Origin of the sequence: Rahnella perminowiae (assembly GCF_019049755.1) — a bacterium.
GTDB classification, from domain to species: domain Bacteria; phylum Pseudomonadota; class Gammaproteobacteria; order Enterobacterales; family Enterobacteriaceae; genus Rahnella; species Rahnella perminowiae.
Genome location: NZ_JAFMOS010000574.1, coordinates 1 through 21,447 on the forward strand (window position 1 = coordinate 1; position 21,447 = coordinate 21,447).

Sequence of the window (21,447 nt, forward strand, 5' to 3'; positions counted from 1 at the left end):
AATTTTACATTTGTTAAACTGATGATTTGACTTTCTTTAATGAATTATTTCAATCTTAACGATATTTTCTTTTTATGGCACTTAACTCAAATCATGCATATAACTTATGGAGTTTCGGGAAAAAATGCCGAAACGGTGATTTACCGAAGCCCCTAAAAAAATATTTACATGCAATAACCGCACCTTTTTGATTGTTTTGTTGTTTGTGGCCTTACCTCACACCAGTTGGAAGTTTATCCATTTTTTCTTAATGGTCTTCATTACCCGCAGAACCGCTTTTTGCCTGAAAAAGGAAGAGCGGTCGTTAGCGTGTATGGACAAAAACTGGCGTAACAGGGGTACAACATGGCTCAGAACGGTAGTGTGGTTATTGATGTTCTTTCTCGTACTAATGGTGCAGTAATCTCCCAGCTCTCAAACGCCAGCCAGGATGTCACTCTCAATCAAATCAGCATAATACGCGTGCACGCGACACGCGATGTCGTCGCCCGCTACGAACGGGTAGGGAATGATCTGATCATTCACATGCAAGACGGACGCACCGTCCGCTATCACAGTTTCTTTGATACAGATGGCAAAGGCCATCACAGCGAACTGATTTTCGATGATGGTGAGCATCCTGTCGAACACGCCGCTTTTATCGATACCGGCGCGACAGCGGGAGCTGTTCCGATTGTTCCCGCCTATGAGACCCTTCCTGATGTCGGTGCGTTGCTTATCGACTCCTCGAATTTTGATCCTGCTGTTCTGGGGGCTGTGCTGGGTGTGCTTGCCCTGGGTGCAGGTATCGCTATTGCTGCAGGGGGAAGCGGCGGTGGTGGCGGTAGCAGCAGCAATAACGGCGGCAGTGACGGGGGTGGAAATACCGGGGGCGGGAATACCGGTGGGGGTAGCACAGGCGGAAATAGCGGTGGCAATAATGGGGGAAATAACGGCGGCACGACCGGGGGCGCTGCACCCACCCTGACGCTGTCGACCTTTGCCAACGATAACACCCTAAACCGCGTCGCCGTTGCCAGCCAGCAAACATTCAGTGGCATATCGACCAACGCAGCTGCCGGCAGCACGATAGTACTGACGATCAACGGAAAAACCTTCACCACGACCGTGGATGGCAGCGGTCGCTGGAACGTTCCTCTTCCTGCCAGCGAACTGCAAACGCTGGCGGACGGCACCTATGTCATTTCCGTGACCCTGACTAACACGTCAGGCGAAACAGTAACCAGGAGTGTGACGGTGGTGGTGGATACCACGCCGCCAGCGCTGACGATAAATCCTGTGGATGGCGATAACGTTATTGATGCAAACGGGCATCAGCAACCGCTGATTCTCACCGGTACGGCATCTGTTTCTGAAGCAGGCCGTGCGGTGGATATCGTGCTCAACGGCATTCATTACAGTGCAACCGTCGGTGCTGATGGCACCTGGTCTGTGACCATCCCGGCAAATATTGTCTCTGCGCTGGCAGAAGGGGCTTATACGCTAACGGCCTCCCTGACCGATGCGGCAGGTAACCCGACCTCTGCGCCGGAAAGTTTTATCATCAGCGACAGCGCCGGGATCCTGACCGTCAATCCGGTTTCCGGTGATGGCCAGCTCAATGCCAGCGAAGCGCAAAGCGCGCTGGTGATCACCGGGACGACAGCCAATGTGCCAGCCGGAACAGAAATTACCGTCACGGTAGGCAGTGTGGTTTATCACACGACCACCACCACGGGTGGCGGATGGAGTCTGAGCATTTCTCCAGCGGACTTACAGGCACTGGCTGACGGTTCGACTACCGTGACGGTCAGCATGGTGGATTCACAAGGCAATACCCTCAGCCAGACGACGGGCCTCAATGTGGCTATCCACGGTGTACCGCCGACGCTGGATCCGGTATTCGGCGGTGACAACACCCTTGATGCCAGCGAATCCACGACCAGCCAGACACTGACAGGGAATACCGGTCTGACCGGCAACGGACAGACCGTGACTGTCACGGTGGGCGGTCAGCAAATTACCGGCACCGTAGCACCGGACGGTACGTTTACCGTCACGGTGCCATCCTCCGTACTCGGTGCCCTGCCGCAGGGCAGCAATAATATCGTGGTCGCCGTGACAGATCCGGCGGGTAACCACAGCAGCATCACGACGCCGGTGACAGTCGATACGGTGGCTCCGACGCTTGTGATCAATCCGCTGGCCGGAGACGGGCAGATCAGTCTGGCCGAAGCCGCTGGCGCACTGACTTTAACAGGTACGGCCTCGTCCGCAGACTCGGGCAGAACGGTGAATATCACGATTGACGGCCATCCGTTCACCGCCATTGTGGGTGCTGACGGTGCTTGGAGCACGTCAATCCCGGCGGGTACGCTGAGCGGGCTCAACGGTGATTTCCCGATCAGCGCTACCCTGACGGATGCCGCGGGTAATACCACGACCAGCACCCGTCCGCTGCACGTGGCTGCCGATTCCACCCTCCAGCCGGGCATTACGGTGAACGCGTTTGGTGGTGATAAGGTGGTTGATGGCGCAGAAGTGCAGACGGCGCAGGTGCTGACCGGCTCCACGACGCTCGTCGAAGCCGGCCAGATCGTCACTGTTACGCTCAACGGCCGCATCTACGAGGCCACGGTACAGGCCAGCGGCAACTGGAGTGTGATTATTCCGGCGGCTGATATGGTCACACTGACTGACGGCACCAAAACCATCAATGTCAGCGTTTCTGATAAAGCCGGTAACCCGGCGACCGGCAGCGATACCTTCGACGTTGATACCTCACAGAACGGTATTGCGATTGATCCGGTGACCGGTGATAACGTGATTAATGCCGTTGAAACCGCAAACGGCATTGAAATCAGCGGAACCACACTGGGTGTTGCGGAAAATGCCATCGTCACTGTGCGTTTCGGTTCGCTGTTTAAAACAGCCACGGTGGGGGCGAATGGCAGATGGTTCATGCTGTTAAGCACGGGTGAGATTGGGGATATTAAGGGCGCGAATCCGGACCTCAGCAGCATTTCTGCCACTGTCGAAGGGCCGGGCGGGGTAATTTTATCCAACAGCATTAATATCGGTATCGACAACACCAATCCGGTACCGACTCTCAATACGCCGTTTGGTGATGGCCTGCTCAATAGCGCAGAAGCCGCCGTCGGACAAACTCTCAGCGGCACAACGGGTAAATCTGGTGATGGTCAGACGGTGACCGTCACATTAGGCGGACACACCTATAACGCGACAGTGGCCGCAGACGGCAACTGGTCAGTTCAGGTTCCGGTCGCAGATTTGCAGGCGCTGCCGCAGGGCAATGTGGCTATCTCTGTTACCGCGACGGACAGTGCAGGTAATACCGCTGCCATAAGCGGCAATGCCACGGCTGATTTTACCGCGCCGCTTCTGACCGTTAACCCGGTTTCCGGCGACGGATATATCAACGGTACTGAAGCGGCCGCAGGCGTGGCGATCACCGGCACCGCCTCTATTTCTGAAGCAGGACGTACTGTAACCGTGACCCTCAACGGTGAAACCTATACCGGCATCGTGCAGCCCAACGGCCAGTGGAGTGTTTCCGTGCCTGCTGCCGCGTTTAGCGGGATTGCGGACGGCAACTATCCTCTGCAAGTCCAGCTGTCAGATGCAGCCGGTAATACCACCACTGTGGGTTCAAACGTGCAACTGGTCGCAGATGCGGCCAACGGTCCGACCATCACCGTGAATACTTTTGCGGGTAACAATGTACTGGATGGCGCAGAACAACAAACCGCGCAGTCACTCAGTGGCTCGACCTCACAGGTTGAAGCGGGCCAGACAGTGCTGATCTTGCTTAACGGTCATTCTTACACGGCTGTGGTACAGCCAAGCGGAAACTGGAGCATCAGTATTCCGGCTGCGGATCTGGCGACCCTCGCCAACGGCACCACCCCGATCAGCGTATCCGTGGCAGATAAAGCGGGCAATATCGCGACCGGCAGCGAAACCCTGACGGTCAACAACCAGCTCAGCGGGCTGTCGGTTAATCCGGTGGCGGGCGATAACCAGCTCAATGCCAGTGAAGCCGCCGCCGGCATTACTCTCAGCGGGACGTCCGCTAATGTGCCTGTGAACAGCGTGGTCACCATTACGCTGAATGGCAAAACGTATACGGCAACCACCGGCACTGGCGGTGCCTGGAGTACGCCGATCCCGGCCGCTGATCTGGCACTGCTCAGTGACGGTAACAACACGGTGAAAGTCAGCGCGACAGATGCCGCAGGCAATCCGGTATCCGGCAGCAGTGACTTCGGTGTGATCATTCACTCCCTCCCCGTTGCGACGCTTGATACCCCCTTTGGCGATAAACAACTGAATGCCAGTGAGGCTGCTGCCGGGCAGACACTGACCGGCAGCACCGGGGTAAGCGGCGACGCACAGGCCGTCACGGTCACCGTCGGCGGTATTCTGTACACTGCCACGGTGGATGCTAACGGTAACTGGAGCGCCATCGTACCTGCCGGAGATTTGCAGGCCATCCCTCAGGGACCGGCCGCCGTACAGGTTACGGTGACTGATGCGGCGGGAAATACCAGTAATATTTCTGTGCCGGTAACCATCGATACGGTGGCACCGGTAGTTACTATCAACCCGGTCGCCGGTGACGGCATCATTAATGCCGCAGAAGCAGGGGCGGTTATTCCTGTCAGTGGCACTGCCGGTGCCGGTGAGGCCGGGGATAGTGTTACCCTCAGTATTGCGGGTCATACCTATACAGGTACCGTGGTGACTGGCGGTGGCTGGACAGTCAACATTCCGGCGGATGCACTGGCGAATGTCGCCAATGGCACTTACATCCTGACGGTCACCGTCACCGATGCTGCCGGTAACGCAGGAACCGCAACCACACCGGTGACGGTGAAAGCGGATCCGGCATTATTGCCGACGATTGAGATTGATCTGTTTGCCGGAGACGGCACGCTCGATGGCGCGGAACGCACCAACCCGCAGACTGTCAGCGGCACGACAACTCAAGTTGAAGCCGGACAAATTGTCACCGTAAGTATCGGAAGCGGAACATATCAGGCGACGGTGTTAGCCAGCGGTGCATGGAGTGTCAGCGTTTCGGCGATTGACTTGCAGGCGCTGCAAAACGGCACCGCAACCATTGAGGTTTCTGTCGCCGATAAAGCCGGCAACCCGGCCAGCAACAGCGAAGACTTCACGGTTAACAGTGCGCTGGGCGGAGTGACCATCAACCCGATTACCGGCGATAATAAAATCGATGCCACCGAAGCGGGCGCAGGTTTTGACATCAGCGGTAAAACCGCCAACGTGCCGGAAGGTACGCCGGTTACCGTCAAACTGGGCACGGTGACCTATACCACGCAGACCAACGCTGACGGCAACTGGACCATTAATGTGCCCTCGGGGGATGTCGCTAACCTGGCGGACGGCACCAGCCATGTCATTGTAACTACCGTGACGACCGATCAGGGCGCGGTTACGGCGACGCAGGATCTGGGCATTTACACCACATTGCCGCAACCGACGCTGAATACGCCGTTTGGCGATGGTTTGCTGAGCAGCACGGAGGCTGCCACCGATCAGATACTGACCGGTAAAACGGGGCTGACCGGTGACGGTCAGACGGTGACAGTTATCATTGACGGCACGCCTTACACCGGTACGGTGGCAACCGACGGTAGCTGGACCGTGACCATTCCTTCGGCGGATTTACAGGGGCTGGGTGAAGGGACGAAAACCCTCACTGTGAATGTGACCGACGCCGCAGGCAACACCGCTACGTTGCCGGGTTCGGTGGATGTGGACTTCACACCGCCTTCGCTGTCACTCGATAATGTGGCGACGGACAACGTGATTAACGCGGCCGAAGCTGGCGCGCCGATTACCCTGAGCGGAACCAGTGATCCGGCCGATGCAGGGCAGACGGTGACACTGACCTTCAATGGACAGACATATACCGCAGAAGTACAGCCAAACGGCAGCTGGAGCACCACCATTCCGGCCAATACCCTCAACGGCTTGGCTGACGGCAGTTATCCGCTGACCGCTGAACTGACCGATGCGGCAGGTAACACCACTACGCTGCCACCGGTCAATATTGAGCTCGCGACGCAGAACGTGCCGGTGCCCACCATTGAAACGCCGTTTGGCGATACCTTCCTGAATCAGCGGGAAGCGGATACCGATCAGACGCTCACCGGTACCACCGGAGTCACAGGCGCAGGCCAGACCGTGGTGGTCAATATCGGAGGGGTGGATCATTCCGCTGTTGTTGATGCCAATGGTATCTGGGCGGTGAACCTCAGTGCGGCAGATTTGCAGGCGATACCGGAAGGTCCGCAAAACGTGGTAGTGACTGCCACTGACAGTGCCGGTAACGCGGGCACCGTTAACAGCGCTATTACCGTCGACTATACCTTGCCAACGCTAACCTTTAACCCGGTGGCGACGGATGACATTATTAATGCGGCCGAATCGCTGCAACCTGTGGTAATCAGCGGAAGCGCGGATACCCCGGATGCCGGTCAAACCGTTTCCGTAGTGCTGAGTTTTAACAATGTGACGTACACCGCAGTGGTTCAGCCGGATGGTACCTGGAGCTTTACACTGCCAAGTAGTGTCGTGCAGTCGCTGACAGATACCACGTATACGCTGACCGCCACGATCACTGATGCGGCAGGGAACAGCACTACAGCCCCGCATACCTTCAGCGTGGATGCTAATCCGGTTGATTTGCCGACGCTGCTGATTACCGCGGTGTCCGGCGACGATTACATTAATGCGATCGAAAAAGGCGCGGATATTCCGATCACCGGGACATCCACCCATCTCGAAAACGGACAGATTGTGGTGGTGAGCTTTAACGGTAAAGCCTACAACGCCGTGGTTGATGCGAATGGCAACTGGACGGCTACCGTGCCTCTGGCTGATCTGGGTAACTTATCTGACGGGCCGGTTACCGTCACGGCGACCGCCACGGATCTGGCCGGTAACCCGGCATCTGCCTCACACAACGCCACGGTTATCACCCAGCCGGGTGACCTGCCAACCCTGACCATCAATGCCATTTCCGGCGATGATTACATTAATATCATTGAGCATAATCAGGGAATGACTGTCAGCGGGACTTCCGCTCATGTTCCTGTGAATGGCACCGTCACCGTGGTCATTACCGGCGAAAACTACAGCGCGACCTATACAGCCACTGTGCAGGCCGACGGTAGCTGGAGCTTCCCGATGACGGCTGCTCAGGTTCAGGCGCTGCCAGCAGGCAATAATACCTTCACCGCCACCGCAGATGACGTGGCGCAAAACGTGGCGACGGCAACACACAATGTGGCCGTTGATACGGCGGCGCCGATACTGACCGTGACCGTCGATACCGGCGGGGATAACATCATTAATCTGGCGGAAGCCGCGCTGGGTATTCCGGTCAGTGGTTCGACGGATCCTAACCTGACCGTTACCGTCACGCTCAACGGAAAAGATTACACCACGACCGCGGACGGTACCGGTGCCTGGAGTCTCACGATTCCGGGCGGAGATGTGCAGGCCATTACTACCGATGGCAGCAAAACCATCGACGTCCGTGTCACCGATGCGGCCGGGAATAACGTGAGTACCTTTGCTGATTTCACGCTTTCGACGCACGCATTACCCGTGCTGACCTTTGGTGTGATTGCCGGGAACGGTATTCTGAATATCAGTGAAGCGGCCAACGGTTTCACCCTCAGTGGAACCAGCTCAGGTCTGGCACCGGGAACGACTGTGCAGGTGACGGTGCCGGGGCTGGCGGATCCAATTTCCGGTACGGTGAACCCTGACGGACTCGGCTGGACGGCCATCGTTTCGCCGGGCCTGCTCAGCGGACTGACCAGCGGTATCGTGCAGGTGACCGTGACGGCAGAAGATGTTGCCGGTAACCCGGCGTCTTCCAGCGCCAGTCTGGATATCGAACTGTCTGCGTTGCCGGTACCGACCATCAATACCCCGTTTGTGGACGGCATTCTGAACGCCACCGAAGCGGCGGGTAATCAGCTGATTACCGGTTCAACCGGCATTACCGGCGCGGGTCAGACCGTTCTGGTGACGGTCGATGGCACGCCGGTGCTGGCCACCGTGGGCAATGATGGCACCTGGACGGCGACGGTGCCTTCCGGTGTGCTTCAGGGGCTGGCGGATGCCACGCACACCATCAGTGTGACCGCAACCGACAGCGCGGGGAATACCAGTGCGGCCGGTACCCTTGATTTCACCGCTCTGACCCATGTTCTGCCAGTGGCGGGCATTAATCAGCCATTCGGCGATGGCATTCTGAATTTCGATGAAGCGTCAAACCCGGCAGGTCAGGTGATTACCGGTACCACCGGGATCACCAGTCCGGGGCAGACCGTGACCGTGGTCATCAACGGTAACGCGGTACCGGTTGTGGTCGATTCTGCGGCGGGAACCTGGAGCGTTTCGCTGACGTCCCCTGAACTGCTGGCATTGCAGGATGGCAGCTGGCCGGTGGTGGTGACCGTGACCGACAGTGCGGGCAACTCATCTGTGCTGCCGGTTTCTGTCGGTGTACAAATCCACAACGTTCCTGCACCGACCATCAATTTGCCATTCGGTGACGGTACGCTGAACATTGCCGAATCCACCGACGTTAACGGGCAGACTCTGACCGGTAGCACCGGCGTGACCGGAGCCGGGCAAACCGTCAGCGTAACGATCGCGGGCATGACCGGCAGTCCGTTTACGGCAACGGTCGACCCGGACACGGGGAACTGGAGCCTGGACCTGACGTCAGCGCAGCTCACTTCCCTTGGCACGGCGACGGCGTCGCATCTGATTACCGTCACGGCGACAGACAGCGCGGGGAATCATACCGATGCGACACTGACCTTCACGTCCTATCTGTCCGCCCCTGTGCCGGTTATCGACCTGCCGTTTGGCGACGGCAATCTGAATATCGCTGAAGCTGCTGCCGTGAACGTGATTACCGGTAATACCGGCATCACCGGCAACAACCAGAACGTTAAACTGACCATTGATGTGGCTGGCACCACCTATACCGCGACCGTCGATCCGTCGACCGGTGACTGGTCGGTGAGTCTGCCTGCAGGCGTACTGAATTCTCTGGGCAGTGGTCTGCATGATATCAACGTGACGGTGACAGATGCCGCGGGCAACAGTACGCCTGCGACGCAGCCGTTTAACAGCTATCTCACCGTGCCGGATGTCACCATCAATACGCCGTTTGGCGATGGTTATCTGAGTGCGGCTGAAGCTGCCACACCGCTGACCCTGACCGGGACCACCGGGCTGTCGGGAACGGGGCAAACTGTGGTGGTCACCCTTGGCGGAATACCTCTTCCGGGTGTGACGGTGGATGCGGACGGTAACTGGACGGTTCCGGTGACAGCGGGTGAAATCGCCGATCTTCCGCAGGGCGCTCAGCAAATCTCCGTGTCTGTCACGGACGGCGGCGGCAATACCGGTTCAGCCTCGGCGGATGTCGGCATTGCCGTGACACAACTGCCTTCCGTGGCGGTGACGTCCTTTGCCGGTGCCGGTTTTGATCTGACCTACGCCGAGAGCCAGAGCACGCAAACCATTACCGGTACGACGGTGAATGTGCAGGCGGGACAGCAGGTGACAGTCACGGTCGGCAGCATCAGCCATCAGGCAACGGTGCAGGGTGACGGTTCATGGAGTGTGACACTGACCCCGGACGAACTCGGTACGCTGTCAACCGGTCAGACGATTGGTGTCGCAGTGAGTGATCTGGCGGGTAACCCGGCGACGGCAACATCATTGCCAGTCACGGTAAACCTGATACCCCCTGCGTTCTCCATCACCCTTGATCCGGTCACCGGTGACAACATTATTAACGTGGCGGATGGCAATCCGGCGGACATTACCCTTTCCGGTAAAACAGTGAATGTGCCGGATGGCACACTGGTCACCGTCACTGTCGGCGGGAATCTGCACACGACGACGGTTAACGCCGACGTCTGGACACTGCCTGTTCCAGCCTCCGAATTTGTGAATGGCACGACCACGACGGTGACCGCATCAACGCTTATTCCGGTGACCAATGTCACGCAAGGCGTGCTGGTGGATACCACTGCGCCGACCCTGACCATCAGCGCCTTTACCGGCGATGATATTCTCAATAATACCGAGTCGAAATCCGCCCAGCTGATTTCAGGGACGGCGGATACCAGTGAAGTGGGCCGTGTGGTCACGGTCACACTGAATGGCAAAACCTACAGCGGCACCGTGCAGACCGGCGGCACCTGGTCAGTCAGCGTACCCGCCGCCGATTTGCAGGCATTACCGCAAGGCACCGGCGCAACCAACGTGATCTCCGCCACCCTCACGGATGCGGCAGGCAACGTGGGTACGGCGGTTCCGCATACGGTGAACGTTGATACGTCAGCGCCGTTACTGGCGCTGAATGCGGTTGCCGGTAATAACGTCATTAATCTGGCGGAATCACTGCTCAACGTGCTGGTGGGTGGGACCTCCAGCGGTGCGGACGGGCAGACAGTGAACGTCACTCTGGGCGGCGCCTCTATTGGGACAGCGCTTATCCAGCCTGGCGGTGCATGGTCGCTTAACCTGACACCTGAACAACTGATTTTGCTCAATGACGGTACCCTGACCCTGGCCGCCACCGTAACAGATGCGGCGGGTAACACCACCAGCGTCAGTACCGGTCTGGATATCTTCTTCAACAAACTGCTGGATCTGAATGTGGCCAGCGGACTGGGGCTGACCGACGGTTTCCTTAATCTGGCGGAATCGCAGGTAGCGCAAACCCTCAGCGGCACGGTGATTGGCGCGGGCGTCGGGTCAGTTATCTCAACGGTAATTGACGGTACGCCATTGTCGGCAATCGTGGGCGCTAACGGATTGTGGTCACTTACCATACCGGCCGCCGTTCTCGGCGCACTGACCGATGGTGCGCAGGTTATCAATCTCACCCTGACCGATGCGGCGGGGAACACCAAGGTTGAAGCCCTTAATCTTGATGTGCTGAAAACCTTGCCGGTGCTGGGCGACCTCACGCCAATCTTCGGCGGCAATAGCCTGCTGAATGCGGCGGAATCTCTGCTGGCACAAACCATCGGGGGCGCAGCGACGGCGGTTGACGGCACGCTGGTGACCGTGACCCTTGGCGGTAAAACCTATAACACTACCGTGACGGCAGGCACCTGGAATATCCAGATCCAGCCGGGCGATCTGGGCGCACTGCTGGATGGCACCCTGAATCTGGGTATCACCCTGACAGACCCGGCGGGCAACACGTCTTCTACCCCTATTCCGGTGGGGATTGCCATCCACAATCTGCCGCAGGTGGTGCTCAATACCGTGTTTGGTGACGGCGTGCTCAATATCGCTGATCTGCTGGTTAATCAGACGATTAGCGGTACGGTCTCGAACGTTGCGGCAGGTACCGCGATCGCCGTGCAGGTCGGCACACAAACCATTAACGGCGTAGTTGATGCGACCGGACATTTCCTGGTCACTGTTCCGCCGTCCGTTCTCGGCTTGCTGAGTGGCACGACCGCTGCGGTCAGTGTGACGGTGGCGGATGCGGCGGGTAATGTTGGCAGCGCGGCCGCGAATGCGGTGCTGGATCTCGTCAGGCCGGTCATTAACCTGACGTCGGTCCTGGGCGACGGCTTGCTCAACGCAGCGGACGCACTCACTACCCAGGTGATTGGCGGGACAGTCAGCGGCGTGGCGTCGGGAACGCAGGTGCAGGTCACGCTGGGCGGGAAAACCTTCCTCGGCGCGACCGACGGGACGGGCGCATTCAGCATCACCCTGCAACCGGGTGACCTGAAAGCGCTGGGCGACGGCACCTTCCCGGTCGTGGTTTCTGTTACCGACAACGGCGGTAATACCAGCACCAGCAGCAGCACGCTGACTTCCATTATTAACGCGGTACCGAAAATTGTGCTGGATCCTGTTTTCGGTGCAGATGGCATCCTGAATGCGGCTGAAGCGCTGCTGACACAGACCATCAGCGGTACGGTCACCAACGGGCACGTCGGCGAAACGGTCAACATTAACGTCGGCGGCGGCCTGATCAACCTGACAGCAACCGTTGGCAGTGACGGCAAATTCTCCGCGTCACTGACCCCGCTGCAACTTGCCGGATTGCTTGACGGCAATCTGACCATCGTCACCACCGTGACCGATGAAGTGGGTAACACGGCGTCAAATACCGTGGGGCTGAATGTCGGTATTCACAATCTGCCATCGATTGTCCTGAATCCGGTCTTTGGCGATGGCGTGCTGAACGTGGTTGACCTGCTGACCGGTCAGACCATCAGCGGTATCGCGACCAACGTCGCGCAAGGCACCCAAGTGCAGATTTCCCTGAATGGCAAAAACTACCTTGCCAATGTGGGCGCTGGCGGCGTGTTCAGCGTGACGGTACCGGTGACGGATCTGGGCGCTATTCTCAACGGCACTCAATCGGTGGTCGCCAGCCTGGTGGACGGCTCCGGTAACCCGGCATCGGTCACCAACCTGCTGAACGTGGTATCGCAGTCACTGCCAACCATCACGCTGAATCCGTTATTTGGTGATGGCCTGCTGAACGCGGCGGATGCACTGCTCACTCAGACCATCAGCGGAACCACCACCAATGCGCAGGGATCGACCGTGACCCTGAACGTCGGCGGCAATACCCTGACGGCACTGGTGAAAGCGGATGGCACCTTCAGTGTGGCCATTCCGCAGCTTACCCTCTCCAGCCTGCTTGACGGTGCGCTGAATGTCGGTGCGTCGGTAACCAATGCTGCCGGTCATGCCGTCAGCGGCAGTGCGACAGCAACGGTGGGTATTCACACCCTGCCAACGCTGTCACTCGGCTCGTTGTTTGGCGGAGACGGTTATCTGAATGCCGCTGAAGCGGGTGCCAGTACTAATATTACCGGGACCTCCAACCTGCTCAACGGCACGGTGTCGGTCACTATTGGTGGCGTGACGCACACCGGTACCATCACCAACGGCGCGTGGAGTGTGCCGTTCACCTCGGCAGAGCTGAAAGGGCTGGCGGATGGTTCGACGCAGGTCTCTGTTTCGGTTGCGGATCTTGTGGGCAACACTGCAATCATTTCTAACCCGCTGAACGTACTGACACATGCATTGCCGCTGGTGGCGCTGAATCCACTGCTCGGCCTGACGCTCGGTGTGGTTGGCGGCATTCTCGGCGGTCAGGGTCTGACACTGAGCGGGACCAGCCGCAACATCGCTCAAGGTGGCCTGGTCAGTGTCACTCTGCTGGGCAATACGCTGGCAGGGACCGTGCAGGCAGACGGTTCGTGGACAGTGAAACTGTCCAGTGCGCTGCTGAGCAGCTACGGACTGGTGGGCTTACTGAACGCACTGCTCGGCGCGGTGGTGGAACTGAAAGCGGTGGATGCGGCGGGTAACGGATTCGATGCCCATGTCGGGCTGACCGTCGGTTCTACCTTGCCGGCAGAGACCAGCAGCCTGGCCGTTCAGTCACTGGCCGTGGACGATACCCATACACTGGCGGCGGTTCACACCACCGATACCAGCAGTGCAACCAGCGATACTTCAGCGACGCATGCTACCAGTACGCTGACAGATCCGCTGGTCACTGCGGACAACAGCTCTTCAACTACCACCACGCCTGACACCACCACTGCAGACACCATCGCGCACGCGGATACAGCATTCTCTATTGGCGGTATGACCATTGATCTGACGGCCATTGACGGCGTGGCCCTCGGCGGCGCGGGCAATGACACCATTTCGGTTCATACCCTCGATTTCTCGCAAATCGACGGCGGAACCGGTGTCGATACCCTGTTGCTGGCGGGCACCCATCAGCATCTGGACCTGACGCTGCTCGGGCTGAAAGTTGAACATATCGATATCTTCGATTTAGGCAATTCCGGCACTAACAGCATCTCACTGAACCTGCATGAGGCGCTGAATGTGAAGGATAACCCGTCCGACGAAGTGATCATCAGGGGGGGCGAGGGCAGTCTGGTGAATCTGCAAATGGGCACCGACGGCGCATGGAACGAAACCGGGCAACGTACGGTGGACGGACTGACCTTCGACGTTTATCACAACGCATCTTTGGATACCTCAAACACTCTGGGAGACGTTCTGGTGCAACACGGTCTGCACGTACAGCAGAGTTAATTCTGTACGCCTCCCCCTGTGAAGGGGGAGGCGGGGAGGGTTTTTTGCTGGCGACTGCGATGCCATTGATACCCCGTCCCAACTCTCCCCTTCGCAGGGGAGAGAGCAGTACCCACAAAAAATCGGCGTAATTAAGTGGTGTCGGTAATGAAAAATAAGAAAGTGATGCGGTCACTGACCGCAATATTGGGCACCTTGTGTCTGACGGTTTTAACAGGGAATTCGGGGGGGATGGCGGCGGTTAAACAGCCGGAATTTAACTGGCAGGCCGCGCCGACTGAGGAGATGCGTGCCAGCCTGACGTTGCAGGATGCTATCCTGCGGGCGTTTGCGCGCAATCCGCAAATTTCAGAAGCGGCGGCGCAAATCCGCGTCGGCAGAGGCAACCTTGATGAGGCCAAAAGTGCGTGGTACCCGCAAATCTCCTTACAGGGAACCGCCGGGAAATCGCATCAGACCGACTCGGCAGGGAGCCTGAGCAACAACGCGTCGGCGGGCGTCCAGCTCAGCCAGTTGCTGTATGACTTCGGTCGTACCGGCGGCAGCATCAGTCAGCAGGAATACCTGTCTGATTCCTATCGTTATTCGCTTTACAGCACAATGACCGACGTGGCGCTCAGCACCCTGCAGGCCTATCTCTCGGTCAAACGCTATCAGGCGCTGAGCCTGGCGGCGCGTGACAATATCGCTTCTCTCGAACGTGTGCGTGACACCGCCAGACTGCGGGCAGACGCCGGGCTGAGTTCGCAGTCTGACGTGTTGCAGGCAGAAACGCGTATTGCCGGGATGAGAGCCACGGTTGAGCAATATCGCGCCCAGCAACGTTCCGCACAGGCACAACTGACGGTGCTGACCGGCGTGGTTTCCGACAATTTACCGGATCTGCCGCAAAGCCTGTTGGATCAGAAAGTCACCCTCAACAAAATCCCTTACGAAAACAGCACGCTGGTGCGGGCCGCACAGGCTAAACAGCAGGCGGCGATCGAGGAAGTTAATCAGACCGAAGCTCAGCACTGGCCGACCCTGAAAGTGCAGGCAGGACGTACGCGCTATGAAAACAGCGGCGGTGGCGGTTCCTATTGGGACGATCAGGTACAACTGGCGGTGGATGCGCCGGTGTATCAGGGCGGGGCGGTCAGTGCCAAAGTTCGCGCGGCAGAAGGTCAGCGGCAGGCGGCACAGGCCGAAGTCGAAAAAGCCAAGCTGGATATCAACCAGAAAGCATCGGCGGCTTATGCCGACATGATCGGCGGTCAGCAGCGCCAGCTCGCGGGCGAGGAACAGTTCGGCAGCGCGACGCATACCCGCAGCGTCTATCAGGACGAGTACAAACTCAGCAAGCGCAGTCTGAACGATTTGCTCAGTGTTGAGCAGGACGTTTTTCAGGCCGATACGTCGCGTATTGGCGCGCTGTATGACGGCTGGGACGCGACGGTGCGCTATGCCGCTGCCGTAGACAATCTGGTCGATATGTTAGGTATCGACCGACACAAACAAACAGGTGACACCATCCCGTCGCTGTAAGGATCGGGCAGGACGGGAATAAACCAGAAGCATTCGATATCGAGGTTGAAATGAGTCATGAAGCCCCTGCACCTTTGTCGATCGACGTCTGGATAAGCGCCATGGGGCGCGTGGCCGAAACATTCGGCAAACCAGCAGATCCGCTTTATCTTCGCCAGCAGATGCGCTGGTTTGAACATCAGCCGTTGCGGCGTCAGCTGGACCGGCTCAGCGGCCTGATGGGGCTTCAGGTCGGTATGGTCAGCTGGAATCAGGTGCGCTGGCGTCAGGAAGTATTGCCCGCCATTATTACCCTGCAACAGGGCGGCATTGCGGTACTGGAAAATCTGCACGATGACGGCACTGTCGATTACTGGCTGAGCGACGGCGGCAATTTAGTGCGTTCCGCCGAACTGGTGATGTTGCTTGAGCAAAGCACCGGCCCGGTTTTTCTGGTGGGCGTTGCCGCACGCGGGCGGGATCAGCGTATCGACCCGTTCGTTCAGCCGCATAAAAAACACTGGTTCTGGGAAAATTTCCGTGGTTCAGGACGCAAAATCGCGGAAATTTCACTGGCCTCCGTTCTCGGTAATGTACTGGCGCTGGCCGGTATTTTGTTCTCAATGCAGGTGTATGACCGTGTGATCCCGGCGCAATCTTACCCGACCTTATGGGTGCTGTTTTTCGGGGTGGTGCTGGCGGCGGCCATGGAATATGTCATCCGTCTGATGCGTACGCTGGTGTCAGATCTGATGGGCAAAAAAATCGACCTGAAAGTCTCCTCGTTGTTTTTCGTGCGGGCGATGAATATTAAAAACGATGACCGGCCAAAATCCACCGGTTCCTTTATCTCTCAGTTGCGTGAAATCGATCAGGTGCGTGAACTGCTGACCTCGACCACCATCAGTGCGGCGGCGGATATGCCTTTTGTGTTGCTGTTCCTTGGCATCATGTTTTTCATCGGCGGCCCGCTGGTCATTATTCCGCTGCTGGCGATCCCGCTGATTGTCATTCCCGGCATTCTGATCCAGTGGCCGATGGCTAAACTGGCAAAAGAAGGCATGCGGGAAAGCGCGCTGCGCAACGCCGTGCTGGTGGAAACCATCGAAGGTATCGAAGACATTAAAGCGTTACAGGCGGAAGCCTATTTTCAGCGTCAGTGGGAACAGACGCATGAAGTCAGCGCCGCAGTGGGCATGAAACAACGTGTCTGGGGCGCGCGCCTGACAGGCTGGGCTTCCACCGTGCAGCAACTGACCTATGGCGGCATGCTGGTGTTCGGCGTGTATCTGGTGCTCAGCGGTGACATTACTACCGGTACGCTGGTCGCCAGCAGCATGTTGTCATCACGCACTATCGCACCGCTGATGCAACTGACCATGGTATTTTCCCGCTGGCAGCATGCTAAAAGTGCCATGCGCGGACTGGATGAATTACTGAAAAAACCGGTTGACCGGCCCGCTGATGCCGAGCTGTCACATTGCCCGACGCTCAGCGGCCATTTCAACGTGCGCAACCTGCAATATACCTACGACAAAGAGAACGCGCCGAATGTATTAGGCATCGGCCAGCTGGAGATCAAACCGGGTGAACGCGTGGCCATCCTCGGAAAAGTCGGTGCGGGTAAATCGACATTGCTCAAACTGCTGGCCGGCCAGGCCAGCCCGTCACAGGGAAAAATCCTCATCGACGGCGTTGACATGACCAAAGTCGAACCGGCGGATATCCGCCGCCAGCTCGGTTATCTGTCGCAGGATTCGCGGCTGTTTTTCGGCACGTTACGTCAGAACCTGATGCTGGGTTATCCGCATGCCACGGACCAGGAAATGCTACAGGCGCTGCGTATCAGCGGCGCGCTGTCTATGGTGCAGGCCGACGCATCGAGCCTTGATAAAATTATCAACGAAGGCGGGCGGGGATTGTCCGGCGGTCAGCGTCAGATGGTGATGTTAAGCCGTATGATCCTGCGTAATCCGCAGGTGGTGCTGATGGACGAACCGACGGCATCGATGGATGAACAGCTGGAAGAATATGTCATCCGCCAGTTACACAGCTGGCTTGTAGGACGGACGCTGATTGTTGTGACGCACCGTCCGGCACTGCTCAAACTGGTGGACAGGATCGTGGTGATGGATAACGGGCGGGTGGTGGCAGACGGGCCACGTGATCAGATCCTGGCCAAAGCTGTCAGTACCACGCCCGCTGCGGCAGCAGCCGTGGGTGACAATAAAACACAAGGCGCAGCCTGAGCTGCTAAGGACACTGCATGGCACATCTGACATTGCATGATGAACTGGAGGCCGAAAGTCGCAAAGTCTCGTGGATTATCTGGGTCACGCTGGGCAGTTTGCTGGTGTTTTTCGTCTGGGCACGTTTTGCCGTGCTGGATGAAGTGACGGTCGGTACCGGCAAAGTGACACCATCGAGCAAGGCACAGCAAATTGATTCACTGGACGGCGGCGTAATTTTAAAACTGATGGTGCAGGAAGGCTCGGTAGTCAATCGCGGCCAGCTTCTGGCGCAGCTTGACCCGACGCGTTCTCAGTCGAACTACGGTGAAGCGGCTTCCCGTGTGCGGACACTTCGCGCATCTTCGGAGCGTCTGAGTGCAGAACTGACCGGCGCGCCGCTGAAATTCAGCCCTGAAACCATGAAATCGCCGGAGCTGGTAGCGCGTGAGCGTCAGTTATATTTATCGCGTAAGCAGAACCGTGATGAAACGGTGGCGAATTTGCAACAGTCGCTCAGACTGGTGAATGATGAAATCAACATGACGCAACCGCTGGTGGCAAAAGGCGCGGCAGGGCAGGTTGAGGTTATTCGTCTCAAACGTCAGGCCAGTGAACTGCGCGGAAAAATCGACGATGCAATCAACCAGTACGCGGTACGTGCGCGTGAGGAGCAGGTGAAAAATAACGCCGATCTGGATGCCGGATTACAGGTGATGGCCGGTAAAGAGGATCAGGTTACGCGCTCTGAGCTGTATTCACCGGTTCACGGCATTGTTAAAGATATCCAGGTTTCCACCGTGGGAGGGGTGCTGCAACCGGGCGGTAAGCTGATGGAAATCGTACCGATTGAAGATCAGCTGTTGATCGAAACCCGTATCAACCCGCGCGACATCGCCTATATCCGCCCCGGGCTGCCTGCCACGGTAAAAATCTCGGCGTACGATTCATCAATCTATGGTGATCTGGACGGCAAAGTTGAAGGGGTATCACCGGACACGTTGCAGGATGAAGTGAAGCGCGACCAGTATTATTACCGCGTGTATGTGCGTACCGATAAAGCTTTCCTGACCAACAAAGCCGGACGCCAGTTCCCGATTGTGCCCGGTATGGTGGCGAACGTGGACATCAAGACCGGCCAGAAAAGTGTGCTGGATTATCTGATTAAGCCGCTGAATAAAGTTAAAGAATCCCTGAGGGAGAGGTAAGCAGGACGCCGCTGCTGATGCGGCTTTAAAGTCAACACCGTGGGCGGCAACCCAAGATATCAGCCCGCTATTGCAGCGGCGCCTGCAATCTAAACTCCGCTACCGGATCTTCCATTTCCGCTTTCCGCTTATCCTGCCAAAGATTCATCCTCGCACGCAGGGAACCATTGAGGTCATCGTGAACCTGCTTCGCGGCCTCAGATGCCGGATTCAGTTCAAGCACAAATTCCATAAACCTGGCAGCGACATAACGGTTTTTCTTCACCCCGGTGCCGGTCAGCCATGCCATGCCAAGTGTATAGGCGGCTTCGGCGCGATCAGGATGGTCAGGGTTATGCAGGATTTCCGGTAGCCAGACCTCTGCGGCCTGACGTTTCTCAGCGTCTGAGCCGTTATCCAGCGCACAGCCGGCGCGGTAGTAAGCGGCGGACAGATGTCCTGCGTCCATTGCCCGCTGATACCACTGCATCGCCTGTTCATAATCCGGTTCGCCGCCCAGCCCGTCGCGCAGCGCGTTAGCACAGGTAAACATGGCCGGAACCATGCCGGAGCGGGCGGCGCTGAGGACACAATCCATTGCATTACTGTCATTATGAAAATGCTCAGGCACATCATGATGCCAGCCGTTGCGGTAGAAGAAATACAGTTCGTAGCAATGAATGGCGCTGCCGTGGCGCGCCATACCGGTCATCAGAAAATGGGCGGCATCAATATCATCATTGATCGCCATATCATGCGCCAGGGTAACCAGATCGCTGACCGGCTGTTCATCGCCGGCTTGCCGGATAAGCGACCACGCATGTTCCATCAGCCCTTCACTTAATTCCGGACGGGCAGGTAGCCCGTATAATCCGAATTGCAACGCCGTGGCAGCAAAAGCCACCAGCACCGGATCAGTGGCCTGGCTGAGGCCGCGGGTCAGTAACTGGGTAAGTACCGGCAAGCCTTCTTCATGGCCGTTTGCCAGCACAGCACGGGAAATAAACATGCGGGCAGAATGGCCGGGCATGGCCTGCGGTGACACTGCAAATAACGCGTCATAAACGGCCAGACCGGCCTGATCATCATCCTGCCAGTACGCCGTACAAATTCCGGCGAGATCCAGCAGCCGGATGCGGGTGTCAGGCTCGAGCGGGCTGGCCAGTAAAGTGGCCAGCCGCTGCTCAAGTGCCAGCGCCTCTGGCGATTCGCGTTCGGCGATATCACCGGAGAGCGCATCGCACAGCGCATTCGCACGGAACTGGTTACGTTCTTCATCACTGAATTCCGCACACAACGGGCCGTCAATGATCAGCAACTGTTGCTCGTCGCTGCCACCCCAGAAAGCGGAATGGAATAACAGATAGGATTCCATCGTGCCGACGTCTGCGTGACGCACGGACATCGCCATGCGCAACCAGTAATCCAGCGCTTCTTCACCGTTTTTGCGGGTTTGCCGTAACGCGGCGGGTAACATGTGTGGCCAGTGCGTGGCGGGTTCAAAGCCGAGCGCATGAATATGCGCCACACCGGCCTGCCAGATTTCACTGCCCTGAATCGAGAACTTCTCATGCAGAGGTTTAGGTACTTCGCCCGCGAAAAGGGATTTTAGCCAGTAAGGCTCACCGAACCCTCCGCTGAGGTTCATCAGATGGCGGAATGCGTGGGTCGGTCGCGGATGTAATTCGATAGCGCGTAATAATGCCAGCACGGCGTAATCGCAACACAACTGCGCACCGAGCCACTGGTGATCTTCAATCTCATTTTCGCCCTGAGACCGGCGGATTAACCAGGCGTTTTCATGCCAGACCATGCCCAGTAATACGTGAGCGTGATAGCTCTGCGGGCATTGCTGCGCCCAGTCGCTGAGAATTTCCAGCGGATTAAGCGCAGGCGATTCCGTGCCGGTAAACAGGGTCGCCGGGTGCATCAGCAGGCCGTAATCGCTTTGACCTTCGCCCTGATTCTGCCAGCCACGCATCAGTGACAACAGCCACTCGTCGAGTTTTAAAAAACGGCGGGTTGCCAGAAGCATTCTGGCTTTAGAGAGGTTGTCGAGTTGATCCTGTTGTGGCATGAGGTTCCCTGAACTGTTGAATAAAGAAGCTGTTGCGTGGCTCTGCAGTCTATCGCTCTTCCCGGCAGTGAGCAGCGGGATTGGTCTGACTTTGGCTATAGTAACGGATCTGAAGTGTTGCTGCCCAACAAAGCCTCTCCCCAATAGGGATTAATAATCTTCCGAAAATACCTTATTAATTTAATGGATTAGATATCAACTATTAAGAAAATCGTACTTTGAAAGATGGAGATAATGTGAAGTAATTATGGATAAATACAGTTAATGTGCGCGATATAATAAG

General features: G+C 57.4%; 5 protein-coding genes. 4 read left to right on the plus strand and 1 reads right to left on the minus strand.

Features of this window, described 5'->3' with window-relative positions; all coding sequences use genetic code 11:
- The first annotated feature begins 345 nt into the window (after positions 1 to 345).
- From J1785_RS15645 to J1785_RS15660, 4 genes are all read left to right on the plus strand, one after another.
- Positions 346 to 14,169: an Ig-like domain-containing protein gene (locus tag J1785_RS15645; RefSeq protein WP_217219808.1), complete on the plus strand. Its 13,824-nt coding sequence runs from the start codon at positions 346 to 348 to the stop codon at positions 14,167 to 14,169.
- A 231-nt stretch (positions 14,170 to 14,400) separates the two neighbouring features.
- Positions 14,401 to 15,693 carry a TolC family outer membrane protein gene (locus J1785_RS15650; protein ID WP_370278332.1) on the plus strand — a complete coding sequence of 431 codons (1,293 nt, stop codon included), beginning with the start codon at positions 14,401 to 14,403 and terminating at the stop codon, positions 15,691 to 15,693.
- A gap of 50 nt (positions 15,694 to 15,743) precedes the next feature.
- A complete protein-coding gene (locus tag J1785_RS15655) occupies positions 15,744 to 17,921 on the plus strand; it encodes a type I secretion system permease/ATPase (RefSeq protein WP_217219810.1) in 2,178 nt (725 codons plus the stop codon).
- 17 nt (positions 17,922 to 17,938) lie between these two features.
- Complete coding sequence (locus tag J1785_RS15660) at positions 17,939 to 19,108, plus strand: beta-barrel domain-containing protein (protein ID WP_129952363.1); 1,170 nt, start codon at positions 17,939 to 17,941, stop codon at positions 19,106 to 19,108.
- 67 nt (positions 19,109 to 19,175) lie between these two features.
- Here the strand turns inward: J1785_RS15660 and J1785_RS15665 are convergent, their stop codons facing one another.
- Positions 19,176 to 21,164 (minus strand): DUF4034 domain-containing protein, encoded by a 1,989-nt coding sequence (locus J1785_RS15665; RefSeq protein WP_129991267.1) that lies wholly within the window; start codon positions 21,162 to 21,164, stop codon positions 19,176 to 19,178.
- Positions 21,165 to 21,447: the final 283 nt, after the last annotated feature.